The following is a 14023-nucleotide window of genomic DNA, read 5'->3' on the forward strand; positions in this document are numbered from 1 at the left end:
TCGGCGACAATGACGCTCGTGCTCGCGACTCCGCGCGTGGTCGTGGTCGACCACCACGACTCCTACACCTGGAACCTGGTGCACCTGGTGGCCGAGGTGACCGGCGTGCTCCCGACGGTAGTGCAGCACGACGCGTGCGATCCGGCGTACCTGCTGGGGTTCGAGCGGATCGTGCTCTCGCCGGGGCCGGGGCATCCCGCGGACCCCGCCGACTTCGCCGTCGGCGCGGTGCTCACGCAGGGGGAGGTGCCGGTCCTCGGGGTCTGCCTGGGGATGCAGGGCCTGGTGACGGCGTACGGCGGCACGGTGGAGCGGATCGAGCCGGCACATGGCGAGGTCGCTCAGGTGCGTCACCACGGAGACTCGGTCTTCGCCGGGCTCCCCTCTCCCCTCGAGGCGGTCCGCTACCACTCGCTCGCCGCGACCCAGGTGCCCGACGACCTCGCAGTGACCGCCGTCTGTGAGGGAGCGCCCGGCGCGCCGGAGGTGGTGATGGGGGTGCGGCATCGCAGTCGCCCGCTGCACGGCGTGCAGTTCCACCCCGAGTCGATCCTCTCCGAGCACGGCGTGGCGATGGTGCGCACCTTCGTGGAGCGGCCATGACCGACGCCGAGCGGGTCTTCACCGACATCGCCTCTCGCCACGACCGGTGCTTCTGGCTCGACGGTGGCGGCGGTCGGCCCTGGTCGGGACGTCGTTCGCTGTTGGGCTGGTGTGCGCCTGACGACGTCTCCTTCACCTACGACGGCCTCACCGGACAGGTCACTCGACATGCGGCGGGCCGGAGCGAGCCGGTCGGCGACGACATCTTCGCGGTGCTCGGTGCATCGCTCTCCGGTGATCCGGGCGAGCACTGGGTCGGCTACTTCGGGTACGCCGCCCGACCGGACCTGCCCGCCCGCCCCGGGGCAGACGGGATGCCGGACGCGGTGTGGATGCGCGCCCGGAACGTGCGGGTCATCGAGCACGCTCCCGCCGCCGAGGTCGCCGCAGCACCTCAGTGGGGCGACCTCCCGGCGGTGCCGGGTTGGTATGCGAACGGCTTCGCCGAGGTGCAAGAGCAGCTGCGCGCCGGCAACTCCTACGAGGTCAACCTCACCTATCGCGAGCAGACTGCGGCGAGCGTCGGCCCGGTCGCTGCCTACCTGCGGCTGCGGCGGCTCAACCCCGCGCCGTACGCCGGGTTCCTGCGGCACCACGACGCCCACCTGCTGAGCTCGTCGCCCGAACGGTTCGCCGTCGTACGCCGGGATCGCACCGTGGAGACGAAGCCGATCAAGGGCACCACCCCGCGCGGCGCGACGCCTGAGGAAGATGCCCGGCTGCGCGCGCACCTGGCCTCGGATCCCAAGCTCCGTGCGGAGAACCTGATGATCACCGACCTGCTCCGCAACGACCTGGCGATCGTCTGCGCTCCGGGCACCGTCGAGGTCCCGACGCTGATGGAGGTGGAGTCCTACCCCGGAGTGCACCAGCTCGTGACGACGGTTCGGGGGCGGCTGCGGGACGAGGTCGGCACGGTTGCCGCGCTCCGCGCGCTCTTCCCTGCCGGCTCGATGACCGGTGCGCCCAAGCAGCGCACGATGGAGATCATCGATCGCGTCGAGGCCGCGCCCCGCGGCGTCTACTCCGGCGCCTTCGGCTGGATCTCCGGCGACGGCCGGGCAGATCTCGGCGTGGTGATCCGCAGCCTGACCAGCGCGACCCCCGGCGTTTGGACGCACGGCACCGGTGGCGGCATCACCGTCCGCTCCGACCTCGCCGAGGAGTGGGCGGAGACCCAGTGGAAGGCCGAGCGGCTGCGCGCAGCGCTGATCACGATGCCATGATCATGCTACGTTTGTGGCATGAGAGTCCGCATCAGCACGACAGTCGATGAGGCCCTGTTGGCCGAGGCGCGAGCCTGCTGCGGCGGGGCCAAGGACGCGAGCGTGATGGAGCAAGCGTTGACCGCGCTCGTCGCGGCTCACCGATCGGCTGAGGTGGACCGGCGCATCGACATCGCCTACCGCGAGATGCCGCTCACGGAGCGCGATGAATGGGGTGACCTGGACTCGTTCCTCGACGCGGCCGGGCGCGGCGACAGCCACGAGTCGATGCCGGATGCTTCCGGCTCGCGGTGAGGTCTGGTGGTGCGAGCTGCCCGACACCTCGCGCCGACCGGTGGTGCTGCTGTCCCGCGACGCCGCCATCCCGCGACTGCGCCGGGTGGTCGTGGCGCCGTGCACCACCAACGTGCGGGGGCTGCCGACGGAGGTCTTGCTCGAGCCGGGCGAGGACCCGACGCCCGCGCGGTGCGCGGTGTCCCTCGACTCGGTGCTCAATGTCTCCGTCGCGCAATTGACGGCCCGGATCGGGCGACTTTCGGACGTGCGCATGCAGGAGGTGTGCGCGGCTCTCGCTGCGGCCATCGACTGTCGTTGAGCCGCGCGTCGCGGCCTCGACACGCAGGCGCCGCCAGCCGCGTCAGCGGTGGTGCGCCTCCAACTCGTCAAGAAGGCGCTGGAACGAGTCGGCTTTCTCGCCTCTCGCAGCGGGCCAGCTGCCCAACTCCACATCGGCTTGCTCTACGACGCCACTGACGTACGAGCCGTCCTGGTCTTCGAAGAAGAGTCCTTGAGGTACGCCGCGAAGCAGCGTCGCTTCGCTGACGGGCGCCGTCCAAGTCTTGACCACGGTGTTGCCGCCTGCGGCTTCGACTTCGGCATCGCTGGGTGATTCCACTCCGAGGACCAGAACCCGTACGCCGATCGGCGCCGCGTGGGTCAGGTCGTCGATGAATCGTTGCGCGTAGCGCTCACCCTTGCGCAACTCTTGTTCAGATCCGTCCGGGTTGATCAGGGTGCCGCCGCGAGAGAGTTCGACATAGAGGGTTTCGTCGTCTGTCCCGGCGAAGGCCCGGTCGACGTGGAGCTCGAGGACGGCGTGCTTCAGCGCTTCATCCCCGTCATGGACAAGCCGGCCATCCGACCACCCGGTAACGCGGCCGACAGCGACAACATCTGCCTTGCCAGCCGCTTCCGTAAGAGAGGTGGCGATGTCGTAGTCGTACTGGGCTGAACCGCGGAGCGCATCACCGTCGACGGTGGGGCGAATGGCCTCGGGAGGGGCGTGGTGCTGTGTCTGCGCCTGGGTAGCGCGATTCGGGGCGTCGTCTGACGAGCAAGCCGTCGCCGGTGCGATCAGGGCGATGAGGGCGAGGGCTGCGAACCAGCGTGGGGTGTGAACCGGTCGCATGTTGGATCCCTTCAACTGGACCATGGGGCAGTGGCCATCTCGACCTCGTCGATCTGGATCCGAAAACGGTCGCGATTGCCCGCAGGGTTGTAGAGCCTGCACTCGGTGTATCCGAAGAACCCGGGAACACGAGCCTCTGCCCAGCGGACGTCTGTGTACTTGCCGCATGGAGAGTGGAAAGCAGTGTTAACGATGGCCTGTGCGCGGAGGCGGGTCATCGTCTGGTCGGCGAGTGTATGGCGACTGAAGCTTGCCTTGTAACACCACGTGTGGTGCCCCTTGTCTGGGTGGCCGTCGATGAAGACCGGATCCGCTGCCGCCGGCGGGGCAAGGCCCAACACCGCAAGGAGCAACCAGGCGACTATGGCTGATCCTGGCATTGCCAGCGAACGCTGCTCAGAACCATGCCGGCCTTGACGAAAGGCGCAGAACTTGTCATCCAGGTGACAAGTTCTGCACTGTCGACTACTCCGCGGCAGGCGGGGTGGGCGAACCCGGCAGGGTGAGGGTGAGGCAGGCGCCGCCACCGGGCGCGGCGGTCGCGTCCACCCAGCCGGAGTGGCGCAGCGCGGTCTGCCGGACGATCGAGAGACCGAGGCCGGAGCCGGGCATCGCCCGGGACTCCTCGGAGCGGTAGAACCGCTCGAAGACCTTGGGTCGGTCAGCCTCGGCGATGCCGGGGCCCTCGTCGGAGACGGTGAGGACGCCTTCGTCGAGTCGCACCGTCACGGTGCCGCCGTCGGGGCTCCACTTGGCCGCGTTGTCGAGCAGGTTGGTGACCGCCCGCTCAAGCGACGCCTCCTCGCCGGTCACCCACCAGTCCCGCGCCCGTACGTCGAAGCTCACCCCCGGTGCCCGGCGGCGGACCCGGGTGATCGCCCGGTCGAGCACGTCCGCGAGGTCGACGGTGGCGACCACATGCGAGCCGTGCTCGTCGCGGGCGAGCTCGACGAGATCGCCGATCAGGGTCGTCATCTCGTCGATCTGGGCGCGTACGTCCTCCAGCAGCTCACTGCGTGCTGCGGGGGGAAGACCGCCGGAGGCGTCGGCCTGGATGAGCAGGTCGAGATTGGTGCGCAGCGAGGTGAGCGGGGTACGGAGCTCGTGGCTGGCATCGGCGATGAGCTGGCGCTGGCGGTCCCGGGAGGCGTCGAGGGAGACAAGCATCGAGTTGAAGGCAGTGGAGAGACGGGCGATCTCGTCGGTGCCTTCGACCTTGATCGGGGTGAGCCGGTCGGTGCGTGCGATCTCCTCGGCCTTCGCGGTCAGGCGGCGGACCGGCCGGAGACCGTTGCGCGCGACGCCCCAGCCGGCGAGCCCGGCCACGATGACCCCGGCCAGCCCGAAGCAGAGCATCACCAGGCCGAGCCGGTCGAGGACCTGCTCCTGGGACGAGAGGCTCTGGGCGATGACCAGGGCGACACCCTTCTCCTGGGTCGGCACCGTGACCACGCGGTAGCGCACCCCGTCCGCGTCCAGGGTGCGGATCGAGTGCGCTCGCTTGCCTGCGGCAACCTCGAGCTCCGGCGTACCGAGGGGGATCTCGCCGGCGCCGTCGATCGACCGGCCGCGTCCGACGGCGTTGAGGAAAGCGATACGCACGTCGGCGGCACCGAAGGCCCAGGAGGGGAACTCGGCGCGGTTCAGCTCAGCCAGGGTCGAGGTCTGGGCCGCCCGTTCCGCCCGGTCCAGCAGAGCGGCATCGAGGGTGCTCTGCATCTGGACGCGCACCGTGACGTAGGCCCCGAGCGCGACGAAGGCGACGGTCAACCCGACCGCCAAGGTGGTGAGCACGGTGACCCGGCTGGCCAGGCTGCGCTTGTAATGCCACCAACCGTCCTGCTCGGGGTCGGAGGTGCGCGCCTGCATCAGGTCGGTTCCTTGAGCACGTAGCCCACGCCACGGACGGTGTGGATCAGGCGCGGCTCGCCCTCCGCCTCTGTCTTGCGGCGCAGGTAGCCGACGTAGACCTCGAGCGAGTTGGCGGTGGTCGGGAAGTCATAGCCCCAGACCTCCTCCAGGATGAAGGCGCGCTCCAGCACCCGTCGTGGCCTGCGGAGGAACATGTCGAGCAGCGTGAACTCGGTGCGGGTGAGCTCGATCGCGCGGCCGCCGCGGTGCACTTCGCGGGTGGCGACGTCGAGAGAGAGGTCGGCGAAGGTGAGGATCTCCCCGCCCTCCTCCGCTGGAACGACGCGGCGCAGCAGGGCACGCAGTCTCGCCAACAGCTCCTCCAGAGCGAAGGGCTTGGTGAGGTAGTCGTCGGCACCGGCGTCGAGCCCCGCCACCCGGTCTCCGACCGCGTCGCGCGCGGTCAGCACCAGCACGGGCACGTCGTTGCCGGCGGCGCGCAGCGCCCGGGTCGTCTCGATGCCGTCGAGCCGGGGCATCATCACGTCCATCACCACGACGTCGGGGCGCACCGTGCCGATCCCGGCGAGTGCCTCGGCTCCGTCGGTGGCCAAAGTGACGGTGAACCCGTTGAACTCCAGCGACCTGCGCAGCGACTCCCGGACCGCTTTGTCGTCGTCGACGACGAGCACATGCGCGGACGCGGGATTCGAGAAGGCCACGGACCTACTCTGCCAGCCCGACCTGAGTCAGGGCTGAGAACGGGGGTGAACCGGTCAGAAGCGGGCTGCGGCGGCGACCGCACGGGCGGCGTACCCGCCGCCGAACATCGCGGCATGGGTGAGCAGCGGGAAGAGCTGGTGCAGCGCCTGCCGGTCCTCCCAGCCGTCGGCGAGCGGGGTGACGGACTGGTAGGCGTCGGTCACCTGCTGCAGGTGGGGGAGGCCGAAGAGACCGAGCATGGCGAGGTCGGTCTCGCGGTGGCCCCCGTGCGCGGCGGGGTCGATGAGCCACACGCTGCCGTCGGTGCCCCACAGCACGTTCCCGCTCCACAGGTCGCCGTGCAGCCGGGCCGGAGGCTCCGCGGGAACCAGGCCGCCGAGTCGGCCGAGCACGCCTTCGATCGCAGCGGCCTGCTCGGGGGTCGCATGGCCACGATCGCGAGCCAGCTTGAGGTAGGGCAAGACCCGTCGGGTGGCGTAGAACTCGGCCCAGGTGGGCGCCGGTGTGTTGGGGAGCGGGAGCCGGCCGATGAATCCGTCCTCGTTCCAGCCGTACGCCGACGCTCCGGTCGCGTGCAGCTCTGCCAGGGCCCGCCCCAGCCTCGCCGCCGCGTCCACGGTCGGCTTGCCGGTCTCGATGAAGGGGAGGAGCAGGCAGTCGGCGTCGACGGCGAGCGGCTCCAGCACCAGGTCGGGTGCCGCCGCATGCAGCCAGGCCAACGACCTCGCCTCGGCCTCGAAGAAGCCTGTCGGGGGACGCACGTGGCTCTTCATCAGCACCGTGCGTCCGTCGGCGAGCTTGACGCGGGTGGCCGTGCAGATGTCCCCGCCGGCGACCGGTGACGTGGCCGCGACCGCCGCTCCGAGCAGCTCTTCTGCACGGCGCGCGACGGTGGGGTTGCGGGTCACTGGCCGACCTCCTCCCGATCCGCGTCCCGGCGGTCGAGGAGCGCGCGCAACTGCTCCACCAGCGCGTCGCTGGCGCGCTCGACGATGTCGAGGACGTGGGCGAATCCCTCGTCGCCCCCGTAATACGGATCCGGGACGGAGTCGTCGTCCGGGCTCGGGTCGAAGCTGCGGAAGAGGAGCAGTCGATCGCCGGCGACGCCGAGGTCGGCCAGGTCGGAGTGGTTGCTCGCGTCCATGGCCAGCACCAGGTCGTGGCCGGTGGTCGACCGCGTGAACTGCCGGGCGCGATGACGCGTGGCGTCGTACCCGGCGGCGGTCAGGGTGGCGGCGGCGCGCACGTCCATCGGGTTGCCGGCGTGCCAGCCACCGGTGCCGAAGCTCTCCACCTCGACCAGGTCACCGAGTCCGGCGGCGGCCACGCGGTCGTTGAGCACCACGTCGGCCATCGGTGAGCGACAGATGTTGCCCAGGCAGACCACCGCCACGCGGTAGGGCCGGCCGGACTCCGGGCGGGGCAGCACGGTCACTCACGCTCCAGCACGAACGCCGAGGTGAAGGCGCCGACGATGCTGAGCACGATCGAGCCGCCGACCGCGGTCCAGAAGCCCTCGACGCCGAAGCCGAGGTCGAAGAGCCCCCCGACCCAGTCGGCCAGCAGCAGCATGCAGGCGTTGACCACGAGCAGGAAGAGACCGAGGGTGACAATGATGAACGGCAACGACAGGAGCTTGACGACGGGCGCGACGTACATGTGGATCACACTCAGGATCGCGGCACCGATCAGCAGTGGCACCAGCTTCTCCTGCCAGTCGGCGCCCTCGAACCAGATCCCGTCGAAGAACCACGCAGCCACGGCCAGACCCGCGACATCGGCGACGAACCAGCTCAGGAACCTCATGCCCTCAGCGTAGAGGAGTGGGGCCAAGAGCGGGTCTACGCTGAGCGCCATGCCTGCACTTCCCGCGCCCCGCGCCTGTGTGGCGGCGATCCCGCCCTACGTGCCCGGCCGTACGCCGACCCCCCAGCCCGGACTCACCGTCTACAAGCTGAGCTCCAACGAGAACCCCTACCCGCCGCTGCCCGGCGTGCTCGAGGCGGCGACCGCCGCGGCGGCACAGCTCAACCGCTATCCGGACATGGGCTGCACGGCGCTCTACGAGGCTCTCGCCACTCGCTTCGACCTCGCACCGGAGCGGCTTGCCGCGGCCACCGGGTCGGTGGCGCTGATCTACCAGATCCTCCAGGCGTACTGCGATCCCGGTGACGAGGTGGTGCATGCGTGGCGTTCGTTCGAGGCGTATCCGATCGCCATCACCGCCGCGGCCGCCACCTCGGTCAAGGTCCCGGTCACGGCGCGTGGCGAGCATGACCTGGACGCCATGGTCGCCGCCGTCACCGACCGCACCAAGGTGATGCTGCTCTGCACTCCCAACAACCCGACCGGCCCGGCCCTCACCGACTCCCAGGTACGCCGCCTGCTGGCCCAGGTGCCCAGTCGTGTGCTCGTCGTCGTGGACGAGGCCTACCTGGAGTTCGTCCGGATGGAGGACGCCGTCGACGGCGCTGCCCTGCTGCGCGACTTCGCCAACGTGGTGCTCACCCGCACCTTCTCCAAGGCCTACGGGCTGGCCAACCTCCGGGTCGGCTACGCGGCGTCGTCGGAGGAGATCGCCGGTGCGTTGCGTGCGGTCTCGTTGCCGTTCGGCGTCTCCGGCATCGCCCAGGCCGCGGCGATCGCCTCGCTGGGCGCCGAGGCCGAGCTGATGGAGCGGGTCGATGCACTCGTCGAGGAGCGCAGCCGCGTGCTGACCGGGCTGCGCGCGGCCGGTTGGCAGATCCCGGACGCCCAGGGCAACTTCGTCTGGTTCGACCTGCCCGACGCCACCGGTGAGCAGACCGCCGCCTTCGCCGCGGCGGCGGAGCGGGCGGGGATCGTGGTGCGACCGTTCGCCGGCGAAGGCGTCCGGGTCAGTATCGGCGAGGTCGAGGCCAACGACCGGCTGCTCGAGCTCGCCTCCCGCCTGCGTTGACCGCACGCGGGGCTGCGTCGACCCCGGGGCAGCCTGCGTTGACCTTGGGTCTGGGCCGGATCAGGAGGTGGCCCAGACCCCGAGCTGGTTGCCGGACGGGTCGGTGAAGGTGAAGCGCCGCCCGCCCGGGAACTCCGCAGGCGGGTCCACGATCGAGCCGCCGGCAGCCTGGACCGCGCTCGCGGTGGCGTCCAGGTCGTCGGTGTAGAGCAGCACGAGAGGGCCTGGACCCCCGGCTCCGCCTCCCGACATGCCGTTCAGCCCACCCATCTCGCCGTCGCCCGCGACGGCGCGGATGCCCGTGTATCCCGGACCGTAGTCGTTGAACGTCCAGCCGAAGGCGTCGGCGTAGAAGGCACGGGCGGCGGCCATGCCGTCGACCGGCAGCTCGATGTAGTCGAAGGCGTGGTGAGTGGAAGCCATGCCCCCACGCTACGAGATTCCCTCAGCACGGCCCATGGCGGCTGGCCGCCCATCTCGCCAGCCCTCCTGGCGGAGCCTCTGAGGGATGTGATGATCAATCTCGCCTGCTGCGCGCGACGGCGAGATTGATCCTAGGCCGAGTGGCAAGCAGGGTCGTCCTCCTGCGCGGAGTCGGGCGCCTCCCCAGAGGCATCCACCCGGCTGGGCAACAGCAGGGCCATGGCCACCACCACGACGCCGATGGCGGCACCTGCGGCGAACGCCCACTGCAGGCCGCCGACGAAGCCCTCGGCCGGCGTACTGCCGCCCTTCACCAGATGCTCGGACCGGCTGTCCATCACCACGATGAGCAGCGCCGTACCGACGGCGCCGGCCACCTGTTGCAGGGTGCCGAGCAGCGAGCTGCCATGGGAGTAGAGGTGCGGTGGAAGGTCGCCCAGCCCGATGGTGAAGACCGGCGTGAAGACCATCGCCAGCGTCACCATCAACGCCACGTGCAGGGCGAGGATCGCGGCGTACGGCGTGTCGGCGTCGATCCGGCTCATCGCGAAGAGCAGCGCCACCATGCCGATCGAGCCTGGAACCACCAGCGGACGTGCGCCGATCCGGTCGAAGAGCTTGCCGACCTGGGGACCGAGCAGACCCATCGCCAGACCACCTGGCATGACGAGGAGGCCGGTCTCGAGCTCGCTGAGACCGCGCAGCTTCTGCAGGTAGAGCGGCAGCAGGATCATGCTGCCGAGGAACGCCATGAAGCCGGCCGCCATCAGCACCAGGGAGATGCGGAAGTTGCGGTGCAGCAGTGCTCGCAGGTCGAGCAGCGGCCCGTCGGTGCGCTGCAGTCGGAGCTGCACCAGCACGAACGCGGCGATCAACACGACCCCGGTCGTGATGATGAGACCGCTCTCGAGCCACGGTGCGGCGCCGACCTTGCTCAGCCCGAAGACGAAGCTCCCGAAGCCCGCGGCGGCCAGGACGACGCTCGGCCAGCTGATCGGTGAGGTCCGGGGCTCGCCGACGTTCTCCAGCAGCCGGAGTCCGGCGATCGAGACGAAGATCGCGATCGGCAAGACGGTGATGAACATCAGCCGCCAGGAGCCGAAGTGGAGCAGCACGCCCGAGACCGCCGGCCCCATCGCCGGGGCACACGACATCGCCAGGGTCACCTGACCCATGACACGTCCGCGGTCCTCAGGAGCGACGACCGTCATCAGGGTGGTCATCAGCAGCGGCATCATCACCGCGGTGCCGCCGGCCTGCACGACGCGGGCCATCAGCAGCACCTCGAAGGTCGGGGCGACGGCGGCGAGCAGGGTGCCGACGATGAAGGTCGACATCGCCGTGGTGTAGGCGGTGCGAGTGCTGACCCGCTGCAGGAACCAGCCGGTCACCGGGATCACCGCGGCCATCGTGAGCATGAAGATCGTGGAGAGCCACTGGGCGCTCCGCTCGGTGATGGAGAAGTCGTCCATCAGCCGGGGGAGCGCGTTGACCATGATGGTCTCGTTGAGGATCACCACGAAGGTGGCGGCGACGAGCAGCTTGATCACCAACGGGGTGCGGGTGGCCCCAGGGGTGAACTCCTCCTCGAACTCGGCGATGTCGCCGGTGTCGGTGCGGGCAGACATGAGGGTCCTCTCGGTCGTCCCGGGCGGGCACACGGGGCAGGCGGGGTGACCGGACAGGGGCCCGGTCGGTGACGGCTTGGTCGTGCATCGTCGTCGTGCATGGAGACCGACGGTGCTCCGCGAACTCATCGCAGCCGACCGACGGGTCGTGTCGCGCGGTGATCGACGTGATGCGCCCGGGGTCAACCCTCTCGGATCCCGTGTTGTTCCCGCATCTCATTTTCCTCCGGTGCTGGCACGATGGGGAGCATGAGCGAGGACCAGACCCCGACGTACGTCGACAGCGGTAGCGGCTTCAACCGGGACATGAACTACATCCCGGACCGGATCCTGGCAGGGGAGCGTTCCGCGGACCCGCTCGACGACCGTTTCCCCAGCGGGAGCAAGGACAGCCCGCGCGAGGTGCAGCGCTGGCCGGCCCAGCCGGGCCGCTACCGCCTGATCGCCGCCAAGGCGTGCCCCTGGGCCAACCGCACCATCATCGTGCGCAGCCTGCTCGGTCTCGACGACGCCATCTCCCTCGGCCTGCCCGGTCCCACCCACGACAAGCGAAGCTGGACCTTCGACCTCGACGAGGGCGGCCGGGACCCGGTGCTGGGCTACGAGCGACTGCAGGAGGCCTACTTCGCCCGCTACCCCGACTACCCGCGCGGCATCACGGTGCCGGCGATCGTCGACGTGCCCACCAAGGCCGTCGTCACCAACGACTTCCCGCAGATCACCCACGATCTCTTCTTCGAGTGGCGCGACCACCACCGCCCCGACGCCCCCGACCTGTGGCCCGACCACCTCCGCGAGGAGATGGAGGAGGTGATGAAGCGGGTCTTCACCGAGGTCAACAACGGCGTCTACCGTTGCGGCTTCGCCGGCTCCCAGGAGTCGTACGACGCCGCCTACGACCGGCTCTGGGTGGCGCTGGACTGGCTCGAGGAGCGGCTCACCGACCGGCGCTATCTGATGGGCGATGCCATCACCGAGGCCGACGTGCGGCTCTTCACCACGCTGGCCCGCTTCGACCCCGTCTACCACGGCCACTTCAAGTGCAACCGCAACAAGCTCACCGAGATGCCGGCGCTGTGGGGCTACGCCCGCGATCTCTTCCAGACCCCGGGGTTCGGCGAGACGATCGACTTCGACCAGATCAAGCGGCACTACTACGTGGTGCACACCGACGTGAACCCGACCGGCATCGTGCCGCAGGGGCCCGAGCTGGAGAGCTGGCACACGCCGCACGGCCGCGAGCGACTCTGACTCCGCTGGGGTCGCCATCATCGGGGTGGATCGGTGTCGCCAGGTGGCACTGATCCACCCCTGTTGAGGTTTCCTCGGCTTGGCCTCAACGTTTCGCGCGTCTGATCCGTAGTAGGGGTGCATCCTCAAGCACAGACGGGAGACGGGCATGCGTGATCGCGGGTTCGCCGAGTTCGTGGAGGCGCAACTGCCGCGCCTTCACGGCTACGCCCGCGCGCTGACCGGCAACGAGCACGACGCGTGGGACCTCACGCAAGAGGCGCTGGTGCGGGTCGGGCTGAAGTGGTCGCGGGTCAGCCTCGGCGAGAACCCTGTCGGCTACGCCCACACCACGCTCGCGCGGCTCAACATCGACCGGATCCGTCGGCGTCGGCGCGAACTGCCCGGCGTGGTGCCCGAGCGCGGAGTCGACGCCGTCCTGCCCGACGGCGTCGAGCCCTGGCTGGTCGGGGCGCTCGCTGCGCTCTCACCCAAGCAGCGCACGGCGGTGGTGCTGCGCTGCGTCGACGACCTGGACGCGGCCGGTATCGCCGCCGTGCTCGGTTGCTCGGTCGGCACCGCGCGCAGTCACCTCTCCCGCGGGCTGGAACGGATGCGGCAACACATCCCGGAAGGAGACCCCCGTGTCTGAACCGCAGCCCGAACCCCGCGTCGTCGCGCAACTGCGCCGGTACGCCGGAGCTGTCGTGCCGCCGTACCCGAGCGGGGAGGGGGTGCTCGCCGAGGTGACGCGTCGTCGTCGCCGGCGGGCCGTCCTCGGATCGGTTGCCGCAGCTGCTGTGGTGATCGGTGCTTCGTTCGGGGCCGTGGCGTTGCTCGACGACGGCTCCCGGCCGGAGGCGATCGCGGACCGTTCCCCCGCCACCGATTCGGGGACGCCGGTGCCCAGCGCCGCCCTACCGGTCGGGGGTGCGTGGCGGCCGATGGCCGCATCGCCGCTCAGTCCTCGTCATGCCTCGCTGGCCGTGTGGACCGGGAGCGAGATGGTGGTGGTCGGCGGTCTGACGGACTTCGTCTGCCCGCCGACCGCCGACTGTGCGACCGACGGCGAGCCGAGTGCGGAGGCGGCGGCGTACAACCCGGCGACCGACACCTGGCGGACGTTGCCCGACGCGCCGGTTCCGGTCGGGCGGATCTCCGGCTCCTGGTCGGTTCGTGAGGAGGGTGAGGGCGGCGATCTGATCGCCTGGTCCGGCGGCGAGGTGGTCGTCGTGCATGACGACGACCTCTTCACGCTGGACCCCGACGGTGGCACGTGGAAGCGTCGGTCGGTCACCGAGGCGCCAGCTGGCGTGATGCCGGCGGGGTCGCCGGACCTGCTCGTCGCGGCGTCCTACGACAAGAGCACGCGGGCGGCTGAGCGCACCGACTGGGTCCTCGACCCAGCGACGGGCGTACGCACCTGGCTGCCGCCGGACCCTTTCGGTGAGTCGTACGACCGCAGCATCGCCTGGCTCGACGGGCGCTTCTGGTTGCTCTCGATGGACGGCAGCCGGCACTTCGGCGCCTCGGAGCCGACACCTTCCCGGCTGGCGGTGCTCGAGGACAGCGGCTGGCAGGTCATCGATGAGGAGACGCCCGGGGTGGTCTACGGGCAACGGCTCGGGTCGGACGATGGTCGGCTGATCGTGCCGCCGACCGCCGACGCCGACGGCTGGCGGTTCGATCCGAAGACCGATGCGTGGGAGGCGCTTCCTGCCCCGGGCGCGAGCGGTTGCCCGCTGCCTGCCGTCGGAACCGGGTCGAGGTGGGTGAGCGGGGCGGGTGGTCTCCTGGTCGCGGGCTCCGACGTACGCCGTGTCCCGAGCTGTGAGCAGACCTTCGCCCAGGCCGCGGTCGCCGTGTGGGCCGGTGATGAGCTGCTGGTCTGGGGCGGCGCGGCCCCCGGTGCCAAGGACAAGGGCTGGTGGGAGGTCACCAACTCGGGCCTGCGCTGGCTCCCGCCGTCCCGCTAGCCCGCGAACCTGCGCTG

16 protein-coding genes are annotated in these 14023 nt (G+C 70.2%); 8 read left to right on the forward strand and 8 right to left on the reverse strand.

Translation table 11 applies throughout. The features are described from left to right. Positions 1 to 18: 18 nt before the first annotated feature. Genes DNK54_RS14650 through DNK54_RS14665 form a run of 4 tightly spaced genes read left to right on the forward strand, consistent with a single transcriptional unit; the run spans position 19 to position 2424 of the window. Positions 19 to 603 (forward strand): anthranilate synthase component II, encoded by a 585-nt coding sequence (locus DNK54_RS14650; RefSeq protein WP_239460110.1) that lies wholly within the window; start codon positions 19 to 21, stop codon positions 601 to 603. Then, entirely contained in the window at positions 600 to 1829 is a 1230-nt protein-coding gene (locus tag DNK54_RS14655) for an anthranilate synthase component I family protein (RefSeq protein WP_110207733.1), read from the forward strand. The genes DNK54_RS14650 and DNK54_RS14655 overlap by 4 nt, the downstream gene beginning before the upstream one ends. 18 nt (positions 1830 to 1847) lie before the next feature. Next, entirely contained in the window at positions 1848 to 2123 is a 276-nt protein-coding gene (locus DNK54_RS14660; RefSeq protein WP_110207734.1) for a type II toxin-antitoxin system VapB family antitoxin, read from the forward strand. Then, complete coding sequence (locus tag DNK54_RS14665; protein WP_110207735.1) at positions 2104 to 2424, forward strand: type II toxin-antitoxin system PemK/MazF family toxin; 321 nt, start codon at positions 2104 to 2106, stop codon at positions 2422 to 2424. Before DNK54_RS14660 ends, DNK54_RS14665 begins: the two co-directional genes overlap by 20 nt. A gap of 42 nt (positions 2425 to 2466) precedes the next feature. Here the strand turns inward: DNK54_RS14665 and DNK54_RS14670 are convergent, their stop codons facing one another. From DNK54_RS14670 to DNK54_RS14695, 6 genes are all read right to left on the reverse strand, one after another. Next, positions 2467 to 3261, reverse strand: a complete 795-nt coding sequence (locus DNK54_RS14670) for a hypothetical protein (RefSeq protein ID WP_110207736.1) — start codon at positions 3259 to 3261, stop codon at positions 2467 to 2469. 441 nt (positions 3262 to 3702) lie between these two features. After that, entirely contained in the window at positions 3703 to 5106 is a 1404-nt protein-coding gene (locus tag DNK54_RS14675; protein ID WP_110207737.1) for a HAMP domain-containing sensor histidine kinase, read from the reverse strand. After that, positions 5106 to 5810, reverse strand: a complete 705-nt coding sequence (locus DNK54_RS14680; protein WP_239460111.1) for a response regulator transcription factor — start codon at positions 5808 to 5810, stop codon at positions 5106 to 5108. Before DNK54_RS14680 ends, DNK54_RS14675 begins: the two co-directional genes overlap by 1 nt. Before the next feature lie 54 nt (positions 5811 to 5864). Beyond that, the gene (locus DNK54_RS14685) at positions 5865 to 6719 is read right to left on the reverse strand and encodes a fructosamine kinase family protein (RefSeq protein ID WP_110207738.1); all 855 of its coding nucleotides are present in this window, start codon (positions 6717 to 6719) and stop codon (positions 5865 to 5867) included. Next, on the reverse strand, positions 6716 to 7246 hold the full coding sequence (locus tag DNK54_RS14690) for a low molecular weight protein-tyrosine-phosphatase (RefSeq protein WP_239460112.1): 531 nt from the start codon (positions 7244 to 7246) through the stop codon (positions 6716 to 6718). Before DNK54_RS14690 ends, DNK54_RS14685 begins: the two co-directional genes overlap by 4 nt. After that, the gene (locus DNK54_RS14695) at positions 7243 to 7617 is read right to left on the reverse strand and encodes a phage holin family protein (RefSeq protein ID WP_110207899.1); all 375 of its coding nucleotides are present in this window, start codon (positions 7615 to 7617) and stop codon (positions 7243 to 7245) included. The genes DNK54_RS14690 and DNK54_RS14695 overlap by 4 nt, the downstream gene beginning before the upstream one ends. 49 nt (positions 7618 to 7666) lie before the next feature. On the opposite strand from DNK54_RS14695, the gene hisC reads away from it, so the two are divergent. Then, positions 7667 to 8749, forward strand: coding sequence for a histidinol-phosphate transaminase (gene hisC / locus DNK54_RS14700; protein WP_110207739.1), 1083 nt, complete (start codon positions 7667 to 7669; stop codon positions 8747 to 8749). Positions 8750 to 8809: 60 nt separating this feature from the next. On the opposite strand, the gene DNK54_RS14705 is transcribed toward hisC, so the two are convergent. Further along, positions 8810 to 9172 (reverse strand): VOC family protein, encoded by a 363-nt coding sequence (locus DNK54_RS14705; protein WP_110207740.1) that lies wholly within the window; start codon positions 9170 to 9172, stop codon positions 8810 to 8812. Positions 9173 to 9303: 131 nt separating this feature from the next. Further along, positions 9304 to 10800, reverse strand: coding sequence for an MDR family MFS transporter (locus tag DNK54_RS14710; RefSeq protein ID WP_110207741.1), 1497 nt, complete (start codon positions 10798 to 10800; stop codon positions 9304 to 9306). Between the two features lie 249 nt (positions 10801 to 11049). On the opposite strand from DNK54_RS14710, the gene DNK54_RS14715 reads away from it, so the two are divergent. The 3 genes from DNK54_RS14715 to DNK54_RS14725 all read left to right on the forward strand — a co-directional run bounded on the left by DNK54_RS14715 (position 11050) and on the right by DNK54_RS14725 (position 14006). Next, positions 11050 to 12051 carry a glutathione S-transferase family protein gene (locus DNK54_RS14715; protein ID WP_110207742.1) on the forward strand — a complete coding sequence of 334 codons (1002 nt, stop codon included), beginning with the start codon at positions 11050 to 11052 and terminating at the stop codon, positions 12049 to 12051. Between the two features lie 148 nt (positions 12052 to 12199). Then, the gene (locus tag DNK54_RS14720) at positions 12200 to 12682 is read left to right on the forward strand and encodes a SigE family RNA polymerase sigma factor (RefSeq protein WP_110207743.1); all 483 of its coding nucleotides are present in this window, start codon (positions 12200 to 12202) and stop codon (positions 12680 to 12682) included. Beyond that, positions 12675 to 14006, forward strand: a complete 1332-nt coding sequence (locus DNK54_RS14725; RefSeq protein WP_110207744.1) for a Kelch repeat-containing protein — start codon at positions 12675 to 12677, stop codon at positions 14004 to 14006. Before DNK54_RS14720 ends, DNK54_RS14725 begins: the two co-directional genes overlap by 8 nt. Positions 14007 to 14023: the final 17 nt, after the last annotated feature.

This window comes from Nocardioides daejeonensis (genome assembly GCF_003194585.1).
In the GTDB taxonomy this organism is placed as follows: Bacteria; Actinomycetota; Actinomycetes; order Propionibacteriales; family Nocardioidaceae; genus Nocardioides; species Nocardioides daejeonensis.

Excerpts from the sequence above, each read along its gene's own strand:
- DNK54_RS14655 (WP_110207733.1), top strand. The coding sequence starts at position 600 with ATGACCGACGCCGAGCGGGTCTTCACCGACATCGCCTCTCGCCACGAC.
- DNK54_RS14660 (WP_110207734.1), top strand. The coding sequence starts at position 1,848 with ATGAGAGTCCGCATCAGCACGACAGTCGATGAGGCCCTGTTGGCCGAG.
- DNK54_RS14665 (WP_110207735.1), top strand. The coding sequence starts at position 2,104 with ATGCTTCCGGCTCGCGGTGAGGTCTGGTGGTGCGAGCTGCCCGACACC.
- DNK54_RS14670 (WP_110207736.1), bottom strand. The coding sequence starts at position 3,261 with ATGGTCCAGTTGAAGGGATCCAACATGCGACCGGTTCACACCCCACGC.
- DNK54_RS14675 (WP_110207737.1), bottom strand. The coding sequence starts at position 5,106 with ATGCAGGCGCGCACCTCCGACCCCGAGCAGGACGGTTGGTGGCATTAC.
- DNK54_RS14695 (WP_110207899.1), bottom strand. The coding sequence starts at position 7,617 with ATGAGGTTCCTGAGCTGGTTCGTCGCCGATGTCGCGGGTCTGGCCGTG.
- hisC (WP_110207739.1), top strand. The coding sequence starts at position 7,667 with ATGCCTGCACTTCCCGCGCCCCGCGCCTGTGTGGCGGCGATCCCGCCC.
- DNK54_RS14705 (WP_110207740.1), bottom strand. The coding sequence starts at position 9,172 with ATGGCTTCCACTCACCACGCCTTCGACTACATCGAGCTGCCGGTCGAC.
- DNK54_RS14710 (WP_110207741.1), bottom strand. The coding sequence starts at position 10,800 with ATGTCTGCCCGCACCGACACCGGCGACATCGCCGAGTTCGAGGAGGAG.
- DNK54_RS14715 (WP_110207742.1), top strand. The coding sequence starts at position 11,050 with ATGAGCGAGGACCAGACCCCGACGTACGTCGACAGCGGTAGCGGCTTC.
- DNK54_RS14720 (WP_110207743.1), top strand. The coding sequence starts at position 12,200 with ATGCGTGATCGCGGGTTCGCCGAGTTCGTGGAGGCGCAACTGCCGCGC.